16 protein-coding genes are annotated in these 14,282 nt (G+C 66.2%); 3 read left to right on the top strand and 13 right to left on the bottom strand.

The window, feature by feature from the left end; all coding sequences use genetic code 11:
- Window positions 1-312: 312 nt before the first annotated feature.
- The 4 genes from metH to IP65_RS19280 are packed head-to-tail and all read right to left on the bottom strand — an operon-like array spanning window position 313 to window position 5,991.
- Complete coding sequence (gene metH / locus IP65_RS19295) at window positions 313-2,949, bottom strand: methionine synthase (protein ID WP_369801317.1); 2,637 nt, start codon at window positions 2,947-2,949, stop codon at window positions 313-315.
- Window positions 2,949-4,013 (bottom strand): homocysteine S-methyltransferase family protein, encoded by a 1,065-nt coding sequence (locus IP65_RS19290; RefSeq protein ID WP_054132706.1) that lies wholly within the window; start codon window positions 4,011-4,013, stop codon window positions 2,949-2,951. Before IP65_RS19290 ends, metH begins: the two co-directional genes overlap by 1 nt.
- The gene (gene metF, locus IP65_RS19285) at window positions 4,010-4,951 is read right to left on the bottom strand and encodes a methylenetetrahydrofolate reductase [NAD(P)H] (protein WP_054132705.1); all 942 of its coding nucleotides are present in this window, start codon (window positions 4,949-4,951) and stop codon (window positions 4,010-4,012) included. The genes IP65_RS19290 and metF overlap by 4 nt, the downstream gene beginning before the upstream one ends.
- Before the next feature lie 5 nt (window positions 4,952-4,956).
- Window positions 4,957-5,991, bottom strand: a complete 1,035-nt coding sequence (locus IP65_RS19280) for a metalloregulator ArsR/SmtB family transcription factor (RefSeq protein WP_054132704.1) — start codon at window positions 5,989-5,991, stop codon at window positions 4,957-4,959.
- A 191-nt stretch (window positions 5,992-6,182) separates the two neighbouring features.
- On the opposite strand from IP65_RS19280, the gene IP65_RS19275 reads away from it, so the two are divergent.
- Both IP65_RS19275 and IP65_RS19270 read left to right on the top strand, forming a co-directional pair.
- Entirely contained in the window at window positions 6,183-6,530 is a 348-nt protein-coding gene (locus IP65_RS19275; RefSeq protein WP_054132703.1) for a hypothetical protein, read from the top strand.
- 61 nt (window positions 6,531-6,591) lie between these two features.
- The gene (locus tag IP65_RS19270; protein WP_054132702.1) at window positions 6,592-6,789 is read left to right on the top strand and encodes a hypothetical protein; all 198 of its coding nucleotides are present in this window, start codon (window positions 6,592-6,594) and stop codon (window positions 6,787-6,789) included.
- 306 nt (window positions 6,790-7,095) lie between these two features.
- Here the strand turns inward: IP65_RS19270 and IP65_RS19265 are convergent, their stop codons facing one another.
- Together IP65_RS19265 and IP65_RS19260 are read right to left on the bottom strand one after the other, a co-directional pair.
- On the bottom strand, window positions 7,096-8,055 hold the full coding sequence (locus IP65_RS19265; protein WP_054132701.1) for a cation diffusion facilitator family transporter: 960 nt from the start codon (window positions 8,053-8,055) through the stop codon (window positions 7,096-7,098).
- 56 nt (window positions 8,056-8,111) lie between these two features.
- A complete protein-coding gene (locus IP65_RS19260; protein ID WP_054132700.1) occupies window positions 8,112-9,374 on the bottom strand; it encodes an RsmB/NOP family class I SAM-dependent RNA methyltransferase in 1,263 nt (420 codons plus the stop codon).
- A 71-nt stretch (window positions 9,375-9,445) separates the two neighbouring features.
- On the opposite strand from IP65_RS19260, the gene IP65_RS19255 reads away from it, so the two are divergent.
- On the top strand, window positions 9,446-9,634 hold the full coding sequence (locus IP65_RS19255; protein ID WP_028658353.1) for a DUF1674 domain-containing protein: 189 nt from the start codon (window positions 9,446-9,448) through the stop codon (window positions 9,632-9,634).
- Window positions 9,635-9,652: 18 nt separating this feature from the next.
- Here IP65_RS19255 and IP65_RS19250 read toward each other — a convergent pair whose 3' ends face one another.
- The 7 genes from IP65_RS19250 to IP65_RS19220 are packed head-to-tail and all read right to left on the bottom strand — an operon-like array spanning window position 9,653 to window position 14,201.
- Window positions 9,653-10,333 carry a murein L,D-transpeptidase catalytic domain-containing protein gene (locus IP65_RS19250; protein WP_231627807.1) on the bottom strand — a complete coding sequence of 227 codons (681 nt, stop codon included), beginning with the start codon at window positions 10,331-10,333 and terminating at the stop codon, window positions 9,653-9,655.
- Window positions 10,334-10,387: 54 nt separating this feature from the next.
- On the bottom strand, window positions 10,388-10,876 hold the full coding sequence (locus IP65_RS19245) for a GNAT family N-acetyltransferase (protein WP_022678147.1): 489 nt from the start codon (window positions 10,874-10,876) through the stop codon (window positions 10,388-10,390).
- On the bottom strand, window positions 10,873-11,463 hold the full coding sequence (locus IP65_RS19240) for a hypothetical protein (protein ID WP_022678146.1): 591 nt from the start codon (window positions 11,461-11,463) through the stop codon (window positions 10,873-10,875). Before IP65_RS19240 ends, IP65_RS19245 begins: the two co-directional genes overlap by 4 nt.
- Window positions 11,460-12,599, bottom strand: a complete 1,140-nt coding sequence (gene ispG / locus IP65_RS19235; protein ID WP_022678145.1) for a flavodoxin-dependent (E)-4-hydroxy-3-methylbut-2-enyl-diphosphate synthase — start codon at window positions 12,597-12,599, stop codon at window positions 11,460-11,462. Before ispG ends, IP65_RS19240 begins: the two co-directional genes overlap by 4 nt.
- 54 nt (window positions 12,600-12,653) lie before the next feature.
- Window positions 12,654-13,172 carry a GNAT family N-acetyltransferase gene (locus tag IP65_RS19230; protein ID WP_022678144.1) on the bottom strand — a complete coding sequence of 173 codons (519 nt, stop codon included), beginning with the start codon at window positions 13,170-13,172 and terminating at the stop codon, window positions 12,654-12,656.
- A gap of 33 nt (window positions 13,173-13,205) precedes the next feature.
- On the bottom strand, window positions 13,206-13,760 hold the full coding sequence (locus tag IP65_RS19225; RefSeq protein WP_054132698.1) for a DUF924 family protein: 555 nt from the start codon (window positions 13,758-13,760) through the stop codon (window positions 13,206-13,208).
- 15 nt (window positions 13,761-13,775) lie between these two features.
- Window positions 13,776-14,201: a hypothetical protein gene (locus tag IP65_RS19220; protein ID WP_028658351.1), complete on the bottom strand. Its 426-nt coding sequence runs from the start codon at window positions 14,199-14,201 to the stop codon at window positions 13,776-13,778.
- Window positions 14,202-14,282: the final 81 nt, after the last annotated feature.

The raw sequence follows: 14,282 nt of genomic DNA, 5'->3' as shown, positions 1-14,282 counted from the left end.
CTCCGCCGTAGCCAAGTCTACCCTGCGACCCAACGCCCAAATCCAAATATCAATGTCAAAACAGCACACTGGATGGCAGACGGTATCAATATATACATCAGCAAACCATGAAATAATTGGCCCCGCACCACACCAATTCTTACGTTATTATAAATACTAATTGGTTTGGAAAATATTATCATTACTATGGCGTTTACGGGTATTAAAAACCAGCTCCAACCTAGATACCCAATCGCGAATGACGGAAAAAATCCTATAATCAGACCGATCAGTAGCATTAACGCCGACATTGCCCCCTCCGTAAATGCAATATCAATCCAGGTTGGGGCGCAGCCAGCGTTCGGCCACAGCCAGATCCACCCTGCGCCGCGCGGCATAATCGGCCAGTTGATCGCGGCCGATGGTGGCCACGCCGAAATACTGGCTGTCCGGGTGGGCGAAATAGAAGCCCGAGACCGCCGCCGTGGGCAGCATGGCCTGGCTTTCCGTAAGAACGATCCCGGCATTGCCCGGCGCATCGAGCAGGTCGAACAGGATCGGCTTGAGGCTATGGTCGGGGCACGCCGGATAGCCGGGCGCGGGGCGGATGCCGCGATATTCCTCGCGGATCAGCGCCTCGTTGGTCAGTTGCTCGCCCGGTGCATAGCCCCACAGGGTGGTGCGGACGTGGCTGTGCAGGCGTTCGGCAAAGGCCTCGGCAAAGCGATCGGCCAGCGCCTTGAGCAGGATGTCGGAATAGTCATCATGCCCGGCCTGGAAGCGCGCCAGGTGCGGCTCGATCCCATGGATGCCCACGGCAAAGCCGCCCAGCCAGTCACCCGCCGGATCGATGAAATCGGCCAGGCTGAAGTTGGCGCGGCCCCGGCTCTTGGCAAACTGCTGGCGCAGGAACGGCAGGCGCACCATCTGCTCGTCATCGTCGGGATGCAGCACGACATCGTCGCCATGGCGCGCCGCTGGCCAGAAACCGCAGACGCCCTTGGCCGTCAGCCACTTTTCGGCAACGATCTTGTCGAGCATGGCGCGGGCATCGGCATAGAGACTGCGCGCGCTTTCGCCCACCACGGCATCGTCGAGGATCGCCGGATAGGTGCCGGCCAGTTCCCAGGCGCGGAAGAACGGCGTCCAGTCAAAGCATTCGACCAGATCGGCCAGATCCCATTCGGGGAACACGTGCAGCCCAGGCTGCGCCGGCGGCGCCGGCTTGTGCGCGAATTCGGCGACAAAGCCATTGGCGCGCGCGTCTTCGAGGCTGAGCAGCTTCGATCCACCCTTGCCCGCACGGGCATCGCGCACGTGCTGGTATTCGTCGGCCGTGGCCGCAATGAAGCCTTCGGCCTGGGTATCGGACAAGAGCTGGCTGGCCACGCCCACGGCGCGGCTGGCGTCGAGCACGTGAACCACCGGGCCGTCATAGGCCGGATCGATGCGCAGCGCGGTATGCACCTTGCTGGTGGTGGCGCCGCCGATCAGCAGCGGAATGGTCATCCCGGCGCGCTGCATTTCCTCGGCCACGGTCACCATCTCGTCGAGCGAGGGGGTGATCAGGCCGGACAGGCCGATGATATCGGCATCCTGCTCGCGCGCGGTGTCGAGGATCTTGGACCACGGCACCATGACGCCGAGGTCAATCACTTCATAGCCATTGCACTGCAGCACGACTCCGACGATGTTCTTGCCGATATCGTGCACGTCGCCCTTGACCGTGGCCATCACGATGCGGCCCTTGGGGCGCGCACCGGCCTGCTTTTCCGCCTCGATATAGGGGATCAGGTGGGCCACGGCCTTCTTCATCACGCGGGCCGATTTCACCACCTGCGGCAGGAACATCTTACCCGAGCCGAACAGGTCGCCCACCGTGTTCATGCCCTCCATCAGCGGGCCTTCGATCACTTCGATCGGGCGCCCGCCGCGTGCGGCAATCGCGGCGCGGGCTTCTTCGGTGTCTTCCACGATGTACTGATCCATGCCCTTGACCAGGGCATGTTCCAGGCGCCGCACCACGTCCCAGCCGCGCCATTCCTCGGCAGCCTTTTCGGCGGCCTTGTCCTTGCCCTTGAAGCTTTCGGCCAGCGCGATGAGGCGCTCGGTCGCGTCAGGGTGGCGCATCAGCAGCACGTCTTCGCAGGCATCGCGCAAGACCGGGTCGATCTGGTCGTAGATGTCGAGTTGCCCGGCATTGACGATGGCCATGTCCATGCCGGCGGGAATGGCGTGGTAGAGGAACACCGAGTGCATGGCGCGGCGCACCGTCTCGTTGCCGCGGAAGCTGAACGAGAGGTTGGACAGGCCGCCCGAGATATGCACGTGCGGGCAGCGTTCCTTGATCTCGCGCGTCGCCTCGATGAAATCGAGGGCGTAGCGGTCGTGCTCCTCGATGCCGGTGGCCACGGCAAAGACGTTGGGATCGAAGATCACGTCTTCGGGCGGAAAACCGATACCCATCAAGAGGTCATAGGCGCGGCAGCAGATTTCCACCTTGCGCTCGCGCGTGTCGGCCTGGCCCTTTTCGTCAAAGGCCATGACGACAACGGCGGCGCCATAATCCATGCACAGGCGGGCATGGTGCAGGAACGCGTCTTCGCCTTCCTTCATCGAGATCGAATTGACGATCGGCTTGCCCGAAACACATTTCAGGCCGGCCTCGATCACCTCCCACTTGGAGCTGTCGATCATCACCGGCACCCGCGCGATGTCCGGCTCTGCCGCGATCAGCTTGAGGTAGGTGGTCATGGCCTCGACCGCGTCGAGCAGGCCCTCGTCCATGTTGACGTCGATGATCTGCGCGCCGTTTTCCACCTGCTGGCGCGCGACTTCCACCGCCTTGGCATAGTCGCCCGCCAGGATCAGCTTCTTGAACGCGGCCGAGCCGGTGACATTGGTGCGCTCGCCCACATTGACGAAACGCGAGCCGGAATTGGTCATCCCGGTGGTATTCTGTTCGGTCATCACTTGATCATCACAAACGGTTCGAGGCCGGCAAGGCGGGTGAGCGGTTCGGGCTGGGCTAGGCTGCGCGGCGCAAGGCCGCTGACCTTTCGCGCCATGGCGGCGATATGCGCGGGCGTGGAACCGCAGCAGCCACCCAGCACGTTGACCTGGCCGGCCACGGCCCATTCGCCGACGAGGCCAGCGGTCGTCTCGGGCTCTTCGTCATACTGGCCCAGTTCGTTGGGCAGGCCGGCGTTGGGGTAGATCATGATCAGCGTGTCGGCGGCTTCCGCCAGCGCCTTCACATGCGGGCGCAACTGGGTGGCGCCGAACGAGCAGTTGAGTCCCACGGTCACCGGGCGGGCGTGGCGCACGGCATACCAGAACGCTTCCACTGTGTGGCCCGACAGGTTGCGACCCGAAAGGTCGGTCAGGGTCATCGACAGCATGATCGGCACTTCGCGCCCCAGTTGCCGCTCCAGTTGCTTGACCGCCATGATCGCGGCCTTGCAGTTGAGCGTGTCGAACACGGTTTCGACCAGGATGAAATCGGCGCCGCCTTCCACCAGTGCCTCGGCCTGCTCGCGATAGACCTCCACCAGGAAATCCCAGTCGATTTCGCGATAACCCGGATCGTTGACATCGGGCGAGAGCGACAGCGTCTTGTTGGTCGGGCCGATGGCGCCGGCGACGAAGCGCGGGCGGCCATCGCGCGCGGCAAATTCATCGGCAACGCGGCGGGCCAGGGCGGCCGATTGCAGGTTGATCTCGCGCACGAGGTGTTCAGCGCCATAATCGGCCTGGCTGATGCGGTTGGCCGAAAAGGTGTTGGTTTCGGCAATGTCGGCGCCCGCCTCGAAATAGGCGCGGTGGATCGCCTCGGGCACGTCTGGCCGCGTCAGCGCCAGGATATCGTTGTTGCCCTTCTGGTCGTGGGTGAGGCCCAGGCTGCCAGCATAATCCGCCTCGGTCAGCTTGCGGTTCTGGATCTCGGTGCCAAAAGCACCATCGGTGATCAGGATACGCTGGCGCGCCTGATCGAGCAGCGCGGCGCGCGCCTGGCTGGGGGCAAGATCGGTCATGCGGCATTCTCCAGGCCGGCGGCGCCGTGCGGGCGGCGGCCCAGCAGATGGCAGATGGCATAGCTCAGCTCGGCACGGTTGAGCGTGTAGAAGTGGAAATCACGCACACCGCCGGCGTAGAGGCGGCGGCAGAACTCGGCCGAAACCGTGGCCGCCACCAACTGGCGCGAGGCCGGGTGCGTGTCGAGCCCGGCAAACAGGCTTTCCATCCAGGCTGGCAGTGCCGCGCCACAGGCAGCGGCAAACTTGCGCGTCTGGGCAAAGTTGGACACCGGCAGAATGCCCGGCAGCACCGGCGCATCGATCCCGGCCGCAGCCAGCTTGTCCTGGAAACGGAAGAAGGTTTCCGGCTCGAAGAAGAACTGGCTGATCGCGCGGCTCGCACCGGCATCAAGCTTCCGCTTGAGATTGTCGATGTCTGCTTCCTGGCTGGGCGAATCCGGGTGGCTTTCGGGATAGGCCGCGACCGAAATATCAAACGGGGCAATCGCCTTGAGCCCGGCCACCAGTTCGGCGGCATTGGCATAGCCATCGGGGTGCGGGGTAAACGGCACGCCGGGCGCGCCCATGTCACCACGCAGGGCGACGATGTGGCGCACGCCCGCTTCCCAGTATCCTTCGGCCACGGCGCGGATTTCGGCCTTGCTGGCATCGACGCAGGTGAGATGCGCGGCGGCCGGCAGGCGCGCCTCGCGGATGATGCGCGCAACCGTGTCATGCGTGCGATCGCGGGTGGAGCCGCCGGCGCCATACGTCACCGAGACGAATTCGGGCTGCAGCGGCGCCAGGGTCTGCACCACGTCCCACAGCTGCGCCATCAGCGCATCGGTCTTGGGCGGAAAGAATTCGAAGCTCACCCGGATATCGCCGGGCAGGCCGGCGAAGAGCGGGGTATCGAGCGCGGTGCGCGCCTCGCGCAGCTGGTCGTAGCGGGTCATGGGTCTCAGCTCTTGGTAAAGGCGGAAGCGGGGGACGCGGCAGCAGCAGCGGGATCGCGGCGCCGGGCGGTCCACAGCTTGACGATCAGTTCGTGCCCGGCCAGCGCCTGTTCGGCGAGCGGGGTAAACCCTGCATCGCCCAGCAGCTTGGCCATCTGCGCATCGGAAAAGCCCAGGCGGGCGTGGGCATGGGCCAGGCGCAATTCCTCGCGATCGTGCGCGGCGAAATCGACCACGGCAATGCGCCCGCCCGGGGCGGTAACGCGCGCGGCCTCGGCCAGTACGGCCTCGGGCGCCAGGGCATAGTGCAGCACCTGGTGGAACAGCACCGTGTCAAACCCGCCATCGGCGAACGGCAGCGACAGGAAATCCCCCTGCACCAGATCGACCTGCCCGGCCGGCAGGCCCTGCAGCCGCGTGCGCGCCAAGCGCAGCATTTCCGGGCTCTTGTCGAGCGCAGTGACATGGCTGGCACGCGGGGCGAGCAATTGCGCCATGCGACCGGTGCCGGTACCAACGTCGAGCAGGTGGCCGAGCGGCTGACCCGCACCGGCTGCATCGAGCAAGCCGATCAGCGCGGCTTCCACCGGGCCATCGGCAATGTGCAGGCTGCGCAACTGGTCCCAATCGGCGGCGTGGCGGGCAAAGTATTCGGCCGCGCTTGCCTCGCGCGTGGCGCGGATCGCGTCGAGATGCTGGCGATCCTCGCGCACTTCGCGGGCGAAATCAGCGTCCTCAGCCTCGGCCGCGGCAAGCACGCGGGCCAGCGCCGTGCCGAGCGCGGAGGGCGCCCCGCGCCGCGCGGTTTCCTCGGCAATCGCCGCGCGCAGGAACACCCAGCCACCCTCGCGCCGCCGTTCGGCCAGGCCAGCATCGCACAGGATCTTCACATGGCGCGAGACGCGCGGCTGGCTTTGCCCCAGTACCTGCGCAAGCTCACCCACGGCCAGCTCCATGCTGGCCAGGAGGCGCATGATACGCAGGCGCGTGGGATCGGCCAGGGCGCGCAAGGATTCGAGCAGGTTCATGAGCAGTGGCATATAAAGCAACCTTTATATCGGTCAATCCATATAAAGAGTTCTTTATATCCGTAAGCAAGCCTTACGAACGGCGCTGATCCACCAAGGATGCCCAGCCAAGTTTGCCATTGGCTTGACACTGGCGCGCCGGTAATACCCATAGGGCAAGGTTCGGCCATGCGCCGACAGGAACGAACAAGGAAGCCCCCACGATGAAGAAGCTCTTCCCGACGGCCATTGCTGGCGCTGCCCTGGTTGCCGCCGCGCTGTCGCTCTCCGCCTGCGGCCGCTCGGACGATGCCTCGACGGAAGCCTCGCCCGACAACGTGGAAATGCCGGCTGACGAACTGCCCGCAACCGATGTCTCGGCTGCCGCCCCGGCCCCGGTCGATGCCCCCGCCGCCGATCCCAGCGCGGCCGCGCAAACCGCCGAAGACGCCGCCCGCAGCGCCGCCGACAATGCCGCCGCCGCAGCCGATGCTGCCAAGGCTGCCGCAGCAGCAGCCGAAGCTGGCGATGCCAGCGCGAACGGTGGCGCCAACAGCAACCCCAAGATGTAACAGGCCAACGGCGCGAAGCGGTGCCTCGCACCCTTCGCGCCAGCCTGCCCCTGATCTGACCATGCGCGCATTTCTGGCCCTTGCCCTCATGCTGCCGCTGGCGGCCTGCCAGCAAGACAGCGACCCCGGCCCCGGCGGCGTGACCCGCGGCGAAGCCCGCGCGCTCGATGAAGCCGCCACCATGCTCGACAGCCGCCCGGCCCCGCCGCCGCTGGTCGATGCCACCGTACCGGCCGACGCGGCATCAGCGACGCCTTAGGAAGATGTTTCGCGCAGAGGCGCTGAGGCGCAGAGAGAATGGAATCTCTGCGCCTCAGCGCCTCTGCGCGAACAAAAAATCGCCCGTTTGCGTACGTTCGCGCATTTTGCGCAAGCAGAACAGCTGGACCCCGGATCAAGTCCGGGGTGACGACAAAATATAGATGAAGTAAAAACTCATCGTCACCCCGGACTTGATCCGGGGTCCAGCTTGATAACTTGCACCTTGGCTGCCGTCATCGCGCCAGATGCAGCGCACCACCGATCTCGCCCCGCCTCAGAGCGGATCATCTGGCGGGCAAATCGCTTAAACCTCCAGCGAGCAACCGCCGCAATCGTCGGTTTCCACCTGTATCGTGGTGTGGCCGATGCCGAAATCATGCTCCAGATCGTGGGCCACATGCGCCAGGAACCCGTCGCCCGGGTGGCCCTGCGGCATGATCAGGTGCGCGGTGAGCGCGGTTTCGGTGGTGCTCATCGGCCAGATATGCAGATCGTGCACCCGCGCCACGCCCGGCATGGCGGCCAGCGCGGCACTGACCTTGTTCGGATCGATCCCCGGCGGCACAGCCTGAAGCCCCAGCTTGAGCGAGTCGCGCGCCAGGCCCCAGGTGCCCACGGCAATCACCACCACGATGACCAGGCTGGTCAGCGGGTCGATCCAGGTCCACCCGGTCATCGCCATGGCGAGGCCGGCGAGCACGACGCCTGCTGAAACCGCCGCATCGGCGGCCATGTGCAGATAGGCGCCGCGCAAGTTGATATCGTGCTTGCTGCCGCGCATGAACAGCAGGGCGGTGAACGTGTTGATGACGATGCCGATCGCCGCGACGATCATCACCGGGCCGGGCGACACCGCCTCTGGCTCCATCAGGCGGCGCACGCTTTCCACCAAGATCGCGCCCAGCGCCACCAGCAGCAGCGCGGCGTTGCCGAGCGCGGCCAGGATCGAGCTGGACTTGAAGCCATAGGTGAAGCGGCCCTGCGGCGGCCGCGCCGACAGCACGCTGGCGCCCCAGGCCATGAACAGGCTGAGCACGTCGGACAGGTTGTGCCCGGCATCGGCGACCAGCGCCATCGACCCGCTGCCGATGCCATAGCCACCCTCGACCACCACGAACGCGGTGTTGAGCGCAATCCCCAAGGCAAAGGCGCGGCCGAAACTGGCCGGTGCGTGGCTGTGCCCCGGGCCGTGGTGGTGGCCATGGTCATGCCCGTGGTCATGAGCATGGGCGTGGTGGTGATCGTGGTGATGGCCGGCAGACATGGCGCCGGCTTAGCCACAAAAATCGCGCCGGCAAAATGAATTGCCGGCCATTTGCGTCACCCCTGGCGCCACCGCGCGGCAAAGAACCCGTCGATCCCGCCTTCGCTCGCCAGCATACCGGGGTCGCTGCGCAGCCATCCCTGCGGCGTGGGCGCGATACCCGCAGGCAATTCGCCATCCTGGATCGGCGCCGGATCGAGACCGGCAAAGGCGGCAGCCTGCGCCTCGCCCTCGGCCGGTTCGAGCGAGCAGGTGGCATAGACCAGCGTGCCGCCCGGCCGCAGCCAGGCAGCGCTGCGAGCCAGCATCTGCGCCTGCAACGCGGTCAATTCGTCCATCGCGGCCAGGCGATGCAGCACATCGGGATGGCGGCGGCAGGTGCCCGTGGCGCTGCACGGCGCATCGAGCAGCACGGCATCGAACGGTTCATCGGGCTGCCATTTCAGCGCATCGGCCAGCACCACCGTGGCCGTCAAGCTGGTGCGCGCCAGGTTGGCCGACAGCCGCTCCAGCCGGCGCGCCGACTTGTCGAGCGCGGTGACGGTCCAGCCGGCGGCGGCCAGTTGCATGGTCTTGCCGCCAGGCGCGGCACAGAGATCGAGCACGCGCCGCCCCTCGCCTGCGCCGAGCAGGCGCGCCGGCAGGCTCGCCGCCAGGTCCTGCACCCACCACGCGCCCTCGGCAAAACCGGGCAGGCTCTCCACCGCCTGGCCGCGCGGCAGGCGAACATGGCCGGGCAACAGCGACAGCCCGCCCAGCTCCTCCACCCAACGCGCGGTTTCGCCTGCGTCGCGCAGGCTGAGATCGAGCGGCGGCGGCGTGGCGATGCCGGCGGCGATCGCGGCGGTACGGCCGGGCCAGGCCTGATCCCAGCGCGCGGCCACGGCCGGCGGCAGGGTGGGCGCATCAGGCAGCGCCGCCCCACGCTTGAGCAGCGCGGAAAACACCCCATGGGCCAAGCGGCGCGGACCGCCCATCAGCAGCGGCAGGCCCGTGGCGATCACCGCATGCGGCGGCAGGCCCAGGCGCAGCGCCTGCGCCAGCATCAGTTGCAGCACCGCGCGTGCCTTGGCATCGTCGGGCAGCACAGTCTGCGTTGCGCTGTCGATCAGGGCATCGAGATCGGGCAGCCAGCGCAGCGCCTCTTGCACGATGGCCATGGCCAGCGCGCGGTCATCGCCACGCTCGATCGCGCGCAGCACAGGGGGCGCGGCCTGGTCGAGCGGGTCGCCACGGCGCAACACGGCATCAAGCAGGCGCAGCGCGGCGCGGCGTGCGGGCACGCCGGGGGTCTCATCGGTTTGTCGGTTAGGGGCCATCCCCGCGCCTATCGCGCCTTATGCCCCATTTGGCAATTGCGCGCGGGGGCGCAAAGGCGCATGGCCTTGGCATGGACAAGCCGCTTCCCGCCAACCGGCAGCGCGCGACGCAGCGCCCCGCGCCCTTTGCCAAGCCCGCCCACTGGACCGATGCGCCGGCCCCGCCCCCGCGCGTTGCCGAGCCGACGCAAGACCCTGACGGCCTTGACCCAACCCGCTATGGCGATTGGGAAAAGAACGGGATTGCGATCGACTTCTGAACGGAGTGTCGGGCCGCCTCAGGCCAGGCCCAGGCGATCGGCATAGATCAGCCGGCCTGCGGCGAGACGCCACAGCGCTTGCGTAAAATCGGCCTCGGGCATGGCAAAGCAGCCATCGCTGCGCCCGAGCTTGCCCCATTTGGCCAGCATGTCCGGGTTGGCATACCACGCCGGGTGGACGACGATGGCACGGTCCTGCGCCATGTTGTTATCGGGATCGACCCCCGTCAACCGGATCGAGCTGCCGTATTTGCCGCGATACCACTCGTTGGTCACGAATGCCCCGCGCGAGGTCGCCAGGCTGTTGATCTGGTTCGAGAAGAACTTGAGAAAGCCATCGTGCTCGGGATCAGAGCCACGGCCATGGGCGACCAGGATCGAATCGACGCGGCCAGCCTGCAGATCAGCAAAGTGGAAGCGCGGCAGTGAAGAGGGCAGCGAGAAATCGGCAATGCCGACCACATCGGTGTGCCACAAGAGATTGGCCACGCGATCGCGCTGCTGGGCCGCCACATCCAGCACGCGGCGATGCTGCTGCGGCATCGACCAGGCCTGGGCAAACACGCGCGGTGCGCTGGCAGCGCCGGCAAGCGCACCACCGGCGGCCACCATGCCGCGCAGCAGGCCGCGCCGTGACGTGCCTTCGGCATGCACGCCGCCGGCTGCGGCGCCGGTCTTGTCTGCCAGATGCTGCTTCATATTCCGATCATGCCATGGTTTTCATGGGTAAAAGCTGAACAAGGTTACCACGGATCAACCTTGGCTCACAGTCCCCAGTTGCTGCAACGCAGCACTATCTACCCGCATGATCCGCCATTCGTCCATCATGCGTGCGCCCAGTGACCGGTAGAACGCGATCGACGGCGCATTCCAATCGAGCACCGACCATTCCAGCCGCGCACAGCCGCGCGCGATGGCCAGGCCGGCAAGCGCCTGGAGCAGGGCCTTGCCCAAGCCGGCACCGCGCGCCTCGGGCCGCACGTAAAGGTCTTCCAGATAAATTCCCGGCTTGCCTTCGAACGTGGAAAAGTTGTGAAAGAACAAGGCAAAGCCCTGCCCCACGCCGTCCTGCTCGGCCACCAGCACTTCGGCCATCGGGCGCGGGCCGAACAGATGCTCGCCCAGCGTGGCTTCGTCAAAGCGCACCGCGTGCGAGAGCTTTTCATAGGCAGCCAGATCGCGGATCAGCTGCGCCACCAGTGGCAGATCAGCGCGCGTGGCCGGGCGCACCGCGATCGTCATGGCGCCGGCACCAGGGCATCGACGCCGATCCAGATCGTCATCGCCTGCCCGCCCATCGGCGGCGTGGCCGTTATCACCGCATAAGCATGGCCGCCGTCGCGCCGCGTTTCCTCGCCCGTCACGGTAAAGCCCAGCAGGGCCAGCGCGGTGTCCTTTTCCGCCGCGCTCACCACGTTCCAAGCGCGCTCGCGCGTTGCGCCGTCCTGGCCGCCGGTGATGCCGCGCAGCAGGATGAGGATCTGCGCATGGCGCAGCCGCGCTTCATCCGCGCGGCCCAGGCGCGGCAGAGCCTGTTCTTCCAGATAGAGCGCATTGAGATTGAGCGGATCGATCGCGCGTTGCGCCTGCGCCATGGCCAGGCTGCGCGCGGGATCACGCTCGATCGTGGCCCAGGCCGATTGCGCCTGGTCCCATTCGGGCACGGTGCCCCCCAGACGGGCACGGTTCTGCCAGCGCAGCGCGCGTGCATCCAGACTGGCATCGCCCTGCTCGAACCGCGCCAGGCCGGCCTGAAACGCGTCCTGCGCCAAGGCCGGCGCGGCCGCGATGATCAGCGGCGCGGCCAGCAGCACCATGGCCGGCTTCACTCTGCCGGCTCGCCCACTTTGGCCGCAGCCGCATCGGCCGCCGCTTCCATCTCGGCCGCCTTGGCCTCGACCAGGGCGACGATATGATCGAGCATCTCTTCGGACTGCACGGTGTGATCGGTCACGCCCGAGAGATAGACCATGTGCTTGCCATTGCCGCCGCCGGTCAGGCCGATATCGGTTTCGCGCGCTTCGCCCGGACCATTGACCACGCAGCCCAGCACCGAGAGCGAGATCGGCGTCTTGATGTGCTGCAGCCGGGCTTCCAGCGCCTCGACCGTGCGGATCACGTCAAAGCCCTGGCGCGCGCAGCTGGGGCACGACACCACGCGCACGCCGCGTGTGCGCAGGCCCAGGCTCTTGAGGATTTCAAAGCCGACGCGCACTTCCTCTTCCGGCTCGGCCGACAGCGAAACGCGCAAGGTATCGCCGATCCCGGCCCACAGCAGGTTGCCGATGCCGATCGCCGATTTGACCGTGCCGCCGATCAAGCCGCCGGCCTCGGTGATCCCCAGGTGCAGCGGGCAATCGACCGCTTCAGCCAGGCCCATATAGGCCGATACCGCCAGGAACACGTCAGAGGCCTTCACCGCCACCTTGTATTCGTGGAAGTCGTGGTCTTGCAGCAGCTTGATGTGATCAAGCGCGGATTCGACCAGCGCTTCCGGGCACGGCTCGCCATACTTTTCCAGCAGGTGCCGTTCCAGGCTGCCACCATTGACGCCGATGCGGATCGCACAGCCATTGGCCTTGGCCGCGCGCACCACTTCGGCCACGCGATCGGCCGAGCCGATGTTGCCGGGGTTGATGCGCAGGCAGGCAGCGCCCGCGTCAGCCGCTTCGAGCGCGCGCTTGTAGTGGAAATGGATGTCGGCGATGATCGGAATGCGCGATGCCTTCACGATCTTGCCCAGCGCCGCCGTGCTCGCCACGTCGGGGCAGGACACGCGGATCAGGTCCGCCCCGGCATCCTCGCAGCGGCGGATCTGGTCTATCGTCGCCACGGCATCTTCCGTGGGCGTGTTGGTCATGGTCTGGACGGTGATAGGGGCATCGCCCCCGACCGGCACGCTGCCCACCATGATCTGGCGGCTCTTGCGGCGCACGATGGTGCGCCAGGGACGGATCTCGCTCATGCTGCCGGCTTATACCGTGTGCCCCGCGCCATGGCCACCCGGCATGAAGGGTGATCAGAGCTTGCAGGCGTAAAGAAATTCCGGGTCGCAGTGGTTGCCCACCCAGAATTCGATATCGGCAATCTTTTCAAAGCCAAAGCGGTGGTAAAAGCGCTGCGCATCGGGGTTGTCGCTATAGACCGTGAGCTGAATCTCGTCGGCGCCACGATCGCGCGCGGTGGCCATCGCCCAATCCATCAGCTGCCGCCCCAAACCGCCGCCGATGCAGGCGGGATCGGTGTAGAGCTGCTTCAATTCCAGCGGCCTTTGCGGGTGCGTATAGTCGCGCGGCAGCGTGCTATCGAGCACCAGCTTGCAGAACGCGACCAAGCGCCCGTCATCCTCGATCACAGCGATGCGCATGCCCGGATCAGCGATCTGCCGCGCCGTTACCGCGTCGCTATGCGCCTCTTCCATGAACGCGGCAAAATCTTCCGGCTTGTAGAGATGCTCGAACTTGGCCGAAATCGCACGGCGGGCAAGGTCGGCCAGCGGCAGGGCATCAGCGGGGGTGGCAAGGCGCAGCGTCGTCATGCCAGGCTGCATAATGGCCTGGCGCGGCAATTGCTACCAATGGTTGCCTGCTGCCACGGCGCGCTTTTCCGCCGCCGAACTCACCCGGCCGAGCACGGCGTTGCGGTGAGGAAAGCGGCCAAAGCGCCAGACCATGCGCGCGTGCGCCACGGCAAAGCTGCGGATATAGCTGCTACCCAGCGCGGTGAAGCGGGCGACGCTTTCGCGCTGCACCACGCGGTCTTCGCTGTGCATCAGGGGCATCAACAGGAATTGCCGCGCATCCCGGTCCAGCCCGCGGTCCCAGCCCCGGTGCAGGGCAACGCGGGTGAGTGCCAGGGCCAGATCGTCATAGGCAAAGGCCTGGGCGCTATCGCGAAAGGCATTGCGCGGCACCTGGTCGAACAGCAGCACCGCCGCGCGCAGCGTGTCACGGTCCTTGGCCAATTCGGTGAGCGGCTGCGCCGCGATCGGGCCCAGCAGGGGCGCGAAACGATCGGCGATCGCCGCGTCGATTGCGGGATCGTTGGCAAAACGGGCCTGGGGTGACAACGCACGGAACCAGAAATGCAGCAGATCCTGCGCCCAGAAACGCGGCGTCGTCACCATCGATTGGCCTATCCGTCAGTTCGCCTGCGCCACTTTGTCGGGCTTGGTATAGGGAATGAACTTGTCGAGCCCGACAAACCCGCGCCAGAAACCGCTGGTGCGATCGCGCAGTTGCACGGTGTCGATCGCGCAGAGTTCCGAACCGGTCAGCCGGGTGACCAGGATATCATCGCTGCGCAGCGATTCGGCGCCGGTGCGCGGCTTCTGGACATAGAGCGTGCGGCCCGAATCATAGACGATCGCGGTCTTGTCAAAGACCTGCGATCCGGCAACGGTGGGCATATAGATGCAATCCACCGGCTTGCCCGGCACGCGCCCTTCCAGGCGCTTGTCCAGTTCCTGTTGCGGGGTCAGCCGCGGCTTGGCTTCTGCCATGGTTCCGGCCAGCGCCATGCTGCCCACGGCGAGCGAAAGAGCCAGCATTTTTGCCTGCTTCATCATGATTCGCCTCTTGGTCTTGCGTGTCTCGATCTTCTGCCCGGCAGAATACCATGCCGGCGCTGAACTCCACCTGAAAAATGC

It is taken from the genome of Novosphingobium sp. AAP1 (assembly GCF_001295765.1).
In the GTDB taxonomy this organism is placed as follows: Bacteria; Pseudomonadota; Alphaproteobacteria; order Sphingomonadales; family Sphingomonadaceae; genus Novosphingobium; species Novosphingobium capsulatum.
The sequence above is the reverse complement of the archived record's forward strand: the minus strand, read 5'-3'. Positions and strand labels throughout refer to the sequence as shown.